This is a genomic window from Candidatus Rhabdochlamydia sp. W815, assembly GCF_018642185.1.
GTDB lineage: Bacteria > Chlamydiota > Chlamydiia > Chlamydiales > Rhabdochlamydiaceae > Rhabdochlamydia > Rhabdochlamydia oedothoracis.
In genome coordinates this window covers 1-6,290 of the sequence record NZ_JAAVTY010000091.1, presented here as the reverse complement: position 1 = coordinate 6,290, position 6,290 = coordinate 1, and the positions used below count along the sequence as shown (strand labels likewise).

Annotated in this window: 4 protein-coding genes and 2 pseudogenes; 3 read left to right on the top strand and 3 right to left on the bottom strand. The window is 38.6% G+C overall.

The genetic code is table 11. From position 1 onward, the window contains the following. Positions 1-402 (bottom strand): annotated as a pseudogene (locus tag RHOW815_RS08630) (transposase); the annotation flags it as partial. A gap of 2 nt (positions 403-404) precedes the next feature. On the opposite strand from RHOW815_RS08630, the pseudogene RHOW815_RS06300 reads away from it, so the two are divergent. Continuing rightward, positions 405-641: pseudogene (locus RHOW815_RS06300) on the top strand (ABC transporter ATP-binding protein); the annotation flags it as partial. Positions 642-747: 106 nt separating this feature from the next. On the opposite strand, the gene RHOW815_RS06295 reads toward RHOW815_RS06300, so the two are convergent. Both RHOW815_RS06295 and RHOW815_RS06290 read right to left on the bottom strand, forming a co-directional pair. Then, the gene (locus RHOW815_RS06295) at positions 748-1,026 is read right to left on the bottom strand and encodes a hypothetical protein (RefSeq protein WP_215217480.1); all 279 of its coding nucleotides are present in this window, start codon (positions 1,024-1,026) and stop codon (positions 748-750) included. Between the two features lie 59 nt (positions 1,027-1,085). Continuing rightward, entirely contained in the window at positions 1,086-3,608 is a 2,523-nt protein-coding gene (locus tag RHOW815_RS06290; RefSeq protein WP_215217477.1) for an ATP-dependent Clp protease ATP-binding subunit, read from the bottom strand. A gap of 241 nt (positions 3,609-3,849) precedes the next feature. Here RHOW815_RS06290 and RHOW815_RS06285 point away from each other — a divergent pair, with 241 nt between their 5' ends. After that, complete coding sequence (locus RHOW815_RS06285) at positions 3,850-4,539, top strand: lipoyl protein ligase domain-containing protein (protein WP_215217476.1); 690 nt, start codon at positions 3,850-3,852, stop codon at positions 4,537-4,539. A gap of 11 nt (positions 4,540-4,550) precedes the next feature. Beyond that, the gene (proS, locus tag RHOW815_RS06280; RefSeq protein ID WP_215217475.1) at positions 4,551-6,065 is read left to right on the top strand and encodes a proline--tRNA ligase; all 1,515 of its coding nucleotides are present in this window, start codon (positions 4,551-4,553) and stop codon (positions 6,063-6,065) included. The last annotated feature ends 225 nt before the right edge of the window (positions 6,066-6,290 follow it).

Sequence of the window (6,290 nt, the reverse complement as noted above, 5' to 3'; positions counted from 1 at the left end):
CCGAACAAATGGTTTTTATGTAGTGAAAATGCTTCTATACACCCATTTCTGTCAGTGATATTAGCGGTGGTAATGTGAATCGCATGAGGAAGCCCTTGGGTATCGACTGCTATATGTCTTTTTATTCCTGATATTTTTTTCCCTGCATCATATCCTTTCTTCTCCGCTGTATCAGTATTTTTAACACTTTGAGCATCAATAATTACAAAGCTTGTTTTCTCTTTCCGACCACTGCTTTTTCTGACCTCGCCAACCAATTTTTTTTAAAACTATTTCAAGAATACTCTTAGAATTTTTATCATCTTTTTTATTCCAAAGAGGGAAATAATAATCACATAATTCCCATTTAGGATATTCTATGGGTAACATACGCCACTGGCACCCACTTTTTAAAATGTACAAATTCGTCTTTGGATTCTGTAACAGAAAAGTATATTCAGCTCATGCAGAATCGAACAACCATTGTGATTGCACATCGCCTTTCAACACTTTCCCGCATGGACCGGATTTTAGTTTTTAATCAAGGAAAGATTATTGAAGAAGGTACTCATGCGGCTTTGATGTCCAAAGATGGTTTATATGCCAGAATGTGGAACATGCAAGTAGGAGGCTTTTTGCCTCAGGCATCTATACTAGTTTGATTTCAAATTAAGAATTGTATAACTAGGTTTTTTTGAAAAAAATGCTCTATCTTGCAAGAAGATGTTATCTTTTGTATAAAAATGTTTATATATTCAAACTCTTAATTTAAATATGAACGAGTATATATGAGAAAACATAAATAAACCTCGTAATTTCTGCTTTTTGGAAAAAATTAAAAATAATGCAAGCAGGAATAATTCGATGGGAAAAAGAAGATCTGTTAGAGGCTTGTATTGAGCTTTCTTTCGCAGTTTTTCCATAAGCGTCGGCACATTTTTCCAGCCATGCAAAAGAATGCTCTACATAATTACTCCCGAGTTTTTCAAGTAATTCATGTAAACCGACAGGAGCCAGCTCCTGATTTAGCTGGTGTAATACGGCCATTCTTCAAGATTTTTGGCCGATAAGAACAAAGGGGGGGGGTTAGCGCACCTCTTTATTATTTAACCACCTTCTGCAGGAGCTTGTTTATCAGCTATGGTCAAACATTCTTCCTGAGGAGTGAGCAAGAGCTTATCCTCATTTGCTGAAATTAACCAGTGACCGCCTTTGCCTGGATTTAGCAAAAGTTGTTCTGCTAGAGGGTCCTCTAAGTATTGTTCGATGATACGACGTAAAGGTCTGGCTCCCATTGCAGGATCAAAGCCTTTATTTACCAAAAAGTCTTTTGCTTTTTCATCAAGTATGAAAGATATCTGTTTTCTAGCTAGACGCTCTAACACTTTTTTCACCTCTAATTCAATGACGTTAAAGAGATGAGCTCTATCCAGAGGTTTAAAGATAATCATTCCGTCTAGGCGGTTGATAAACTCTGGTTTAAATCCTTTAGCAACCGAGCGTCTAATAGTCTCTTCCATAGATTTATAGTCAGGGGTGCCTTCACCCGCTGCAAAACCTACTTCAGAGGATCTACGAATAAGATCTGCACCTAAATTTGAAGTCATAATGATGATGGTATTACGGAAGTCAATTCGGCGGCCAAATGAATCGGTTAGGCGCCCTTCCTCTAATATTTGTAAAAGCATATTCAGTACATCCGGGTGTGCTTTTTCTACCTCATCAAATAACACTACACAATAAGGCCTTTGTCTTACTTGTTCTGTCAATTGACCACCTTCTTCATGACCTACATAGCCAGGAGGAGAACCAGTCATGCGGCTGATAGAAAACTTCTCCATATATTCAGACATATCGACCTGAATTAGGGCATCTTCACCGCCGAACATATTAATGGCAAGTTGCTTTGCTAATAGCGTTTTTCCCACACCTGTGGGTCCTAGAAAGAGAAAAGCGCCAATAGGTCTATTGGGATCCTTAATATCGGCTCTGCTGCGGCGGATAGCTCTACAAACAACGCTTACTGCATCATCTTGACCGATAATGTTTTTCTTTAGGATCTCTTCCATTTTAAGCACTTTTGTAGTTTCTCCTTCTGTTAACCTTGTCAGAGGAATTTTTGTTTGCTTAGCTACGATTTCTGCAACTTCTTCTTCATCAACAATTACTTGGTGTTCTTCTTTGTTATTTTTCCATCTCTCACTGATCTGCTTTAGCTGCTCTCGTAGGTTCTGTTCGGTATCGCGTAATTTGGCAGCTTCTTCATACTCTTGTTTTTCTAAAGCGGTTTCTTTAGCTACAAGAACTTTTTCGATTTCTGTTTCATATTTTGTAATTTCTTGAGACTGGGGCATGGTTGCAATCCGCGCTTTAGCTCCGGCTTCATCGATCAAATCGATTGCTTTATCTGGTAGGAATCTTCCTGTAATATAACGATCTGATAGATAGACAGCGGATTTAATCGAAGAATCGGTATAAATGCACTTATGATGATCTTCATATTTGGCTTTTAGGCCCATTAAAATAGCAACAGCCTCTTCAACAGAGGGGGGGGTAACGAGAATTTTCTGAAAACGCCTTTCTAAAGCAGCGTCTTTTTCAATGTGTTTGCGGTATTCATCAATAGTAGTTGCTCCAATGCACTGGATTTCACCACGAGAGAGTGCGGGTTTTAAAATATTGGACGCGTCAATGGCTCCTTCAGCAGCGCCTGCTCCAACAATCGTATGTAGCTCATCGATAAAGAGAAGGATATTTCCATTCTTTTTAATCTCATCCATAACCGCTTTGATTCGCTCTTCAAACTGTCCGCGGTATTTAGTTCCTGCAATCATCAAAGTAAGGTCGAGTGAAATCAGGCGTTTTTTAATCAAATGGTCAGGAACTTCACCTTTAACAATGGCTTGAGCTAACCCTTCTACTATTGCTGTTTTTCCTACTCCTGCTTCTCCGATTAAAACCGGGTTATTTTTGCGTCTTCTACAGAGAATTAAAATCAGGCGCTCCACCTCTTCTTTTCTGCCGATTACTGGATCAAGCTTCCCTTCGCGACAAGCTTCGGTTAAATCGTGACCGTAGGCTTTCAGCGCAGGCATTTTTTCTGAGGTCATTCCTTTTTCTGGGGCTTTACTTGCAGAAGAGTAATTAGGATTATTTGAAGAACTCATACCAGAAGGGGGGATCTGTAAATTGAAGATTTCTAATTCTTTAAGGATCTCTCGGTAAATATCTTTTAAGTTCACATTGAGATTTTCTAGTACTTGCGCAGCAACGCCATCTCGCTGGCGTAAAAGAGCTAGCAATAGGTGCTCTGTTCCTACATAATTGTGATTAAGATTGGCAGCTTCTTCATTGGAGTATTCAAAAACTTTTTTTACTTTTCCCGTTAATGCGGGATCTCCATAGACCTGGATTTCTGGTCCAAAGCCAACAAGTCTTTCTACTTCAGCACGTACAGTATCGTAATCTAAATTAAAATTACGAAGTACATTAACAGCAATTCCTTGACCGAGTTTGAGCAATCCAAGTAAGATGTGTTCAGTTCCAAGGTAGTTGTGATTAAGGCGTTGGGCTTCTTTTTTTGCAAGTTTAATGACTTGCTTAGCACGGTTAGTAAATTTATCAAACATATATTACCTTTTTTATCCCATCCTCTTAATAAACCGATAATTCTAGGGGTCTTTTCCTTTTTTTGACAAATTAGACAAAGTTAATCAAGAGATTTCTTCGTGCTTATTAAGTTATTTTAAATGAACAATTTTTCTTTTTTAGGTATTCTTGAGCTTTAGAATTTAAAAAAAATATAGTGAATTCATGGAAACTACCGAATGCATAATTATACACACTGAGCGAAAAAGTGCCGAGGAAAATATGCGCTTTGATACGGAGCTCTTAGAAAATGCGAAAAATTTTTTAATCCCAGTGCTCCATTTCTATGAATGGGAATCTCCTAGCGCGACCTATGGCTATTTTACAGATCCTGCCTCCTTGCTTTTTTTAGATCAAATCGGGCCGCTTGATTTAGCAAAAAGGCCAACAGGGGGGGGGGTGATTTTTCATATTTGGGATTTTGCTTTTAGCATTTTAGTACCAGCTAGTTCTGCTCTTTATTCAGTAAATACTTTAAATAATTACGCATTGATTAATGCAATTGTTCTATCCTCGATTGAATCTTTTTTAGGAAATAGCACTTCCTTTTACCTTACTCCCCAAGATGGAGCATCTTTAGTTAAGGATTGTAAGCATTTTTGTATGGCAAAGCCAACCCAGTATGATGTGATGTTAAAAAATAAAAAAGTAGCAGGGGCTGCTCAGCGTAAAACAAAAAAGGGCTTTTTACATCAGGGGAGTATTTGTCTACAGCTTCCCGACCGCAAATATCTTAACCAAATCATTCGTTCTAAAGAAGTGATTGATGCTATGTATGCGCATACATTTCCTCTTTTAGGGGATCAAGCTGTTTCAAAAGCGCAAATAGAGTCAGCAAAGGTAGATCTTCAAACACTTTTAACCTGTGATTTAAACCGCATTTGCTTAAAATATTCACAAGCAAATTGTTAAAGAGGCTTATTATGAAAGAGCGCACCGCAATTCAACCTACTCGCCAAGAAAACTATGCAGAATGGTATCAAGAAGTCATAAAAGCAGCCGATCTCGCAGAGCATTCTTCTGTGAGAGGCTGCATGGTTATCAAACCTTGGGGCTATGCGATCTGGGAAAATATGCAAAGAGTGCTCGACTCTATGTTAAAAAAAACCGGTCATCAAAATACCTATTTTCCTCTATTTATTCCTTTAAGCTTTTTGCAAAAAGAAGCAGAGCATATAGAAGGTTTTGCTAAAGAATGTGCAGTGGTTACCCATCATCGCTTAGAAAAAAATCAAGAAGGGAAATTAGTCCCAGCGGGAGAGTTAGAAGAGCCTTTGGTTGTACGTCCTACTTCAGAAACGATTATTGGTGATGCTTTTTCCAAGTGGATAACTTCTTATCGCGATCTTCCTCTTCTGATTAATCAATGGGCAAATGTAGTTCGTTGGGAAATGAGAACAAGGATGTTTTTACGTACAACAGAATTTCTATGGCAAGAAGGACATACAGCACATGCTACAGAGAAGCAAGCGCAAGAAGAAACAAAACTCATGCTCGACGTATATACGCAGTTTGCATATGACTTTTTGGCTATTCCGGTCATTAAAGGAGAAAAAACCGCTTCTGAAAGATTTCCAGGAGCTGTTTCTACCTATTGCATTGAAGCAATGATGCAAGATCGCAAAGCCCTACAAGCAGGAACCTCGCATTTTCTTGGACAGAATTTTGCCAAGGCTTCCCAGATTCTTTTTCAGGATCCACAAGGAGAATCGCAATTTGCTTGGACTACTTCTTGGGGAGTAAGCACTAGGTTAATTGGAGCTCTTGTAATGACGCACAGCGATGATGATGGATTAATTTTACCCCCTAGGATTGCTTCCTCTCAGATTGTCCTGCTCCCTGTAATACATAAAGAAGAGAAAAAAGAAGAGGTGCTTAAATATTGCAGAACCCTAGCAGAAGAGCTCCGTGGTTTATCCTATGCAGGTAGGTCTTTAGAAGTCATCATCGATACAAGAGACATAAGAGGAGGTGAAAAGCTCTGGTCTTGGATTAAAAAGGGGATTCCTATTCGAATTGAAGTAGGTCCACGGGACATAGAACAAGATCTCTTGCCTTTATCGCGGAGAGATTGCCCTCATCGAGAAAAAAAGACATTTTCTAAACAAAATCTTCTCTCATCCATCAAAAATATTCTCGATTCAATCCAAGATACACTTCTGCAAAGAGCGTTGCATTTTAGAAACACCCATACCCATAAAATTGACACTAAAGAAGACTTCTATGCATTTTTTACTCCCAAAAATCCTAAAAATCCTGAGATCCACGCAGGGTTTGCCTTAACCCATTTCTCGGAAGATCCCAACATAGAAGAAAAAATTAAACAAGATCTAGGAGTTACGATTCGTTGTATTCCATTAAATGAAGAAGAAGAAGGGAAGTGCCCATTTACAGGTAAAAAAAGTACAAGGCGGGTGCTTTTTGCAAAGTCGTATTGAGATCTTAAAATGTCCTAGACAAAACTTGAGTTGACAGGGGAACTTCATTAACAACCCTCTGTACAGGACAATTTTTTAGGAGCAGATAAAAAGAATAGCCCACAAATATGACCAGAGATCTGGCATAATATAGTGGTTCCGATTCAATCGTATAGAAAAATATTTTGTTTTGTGTTAAGCTATTGAGTATGAAAAAACTGACCCCTAGCCAGAGAGCTGACTTAG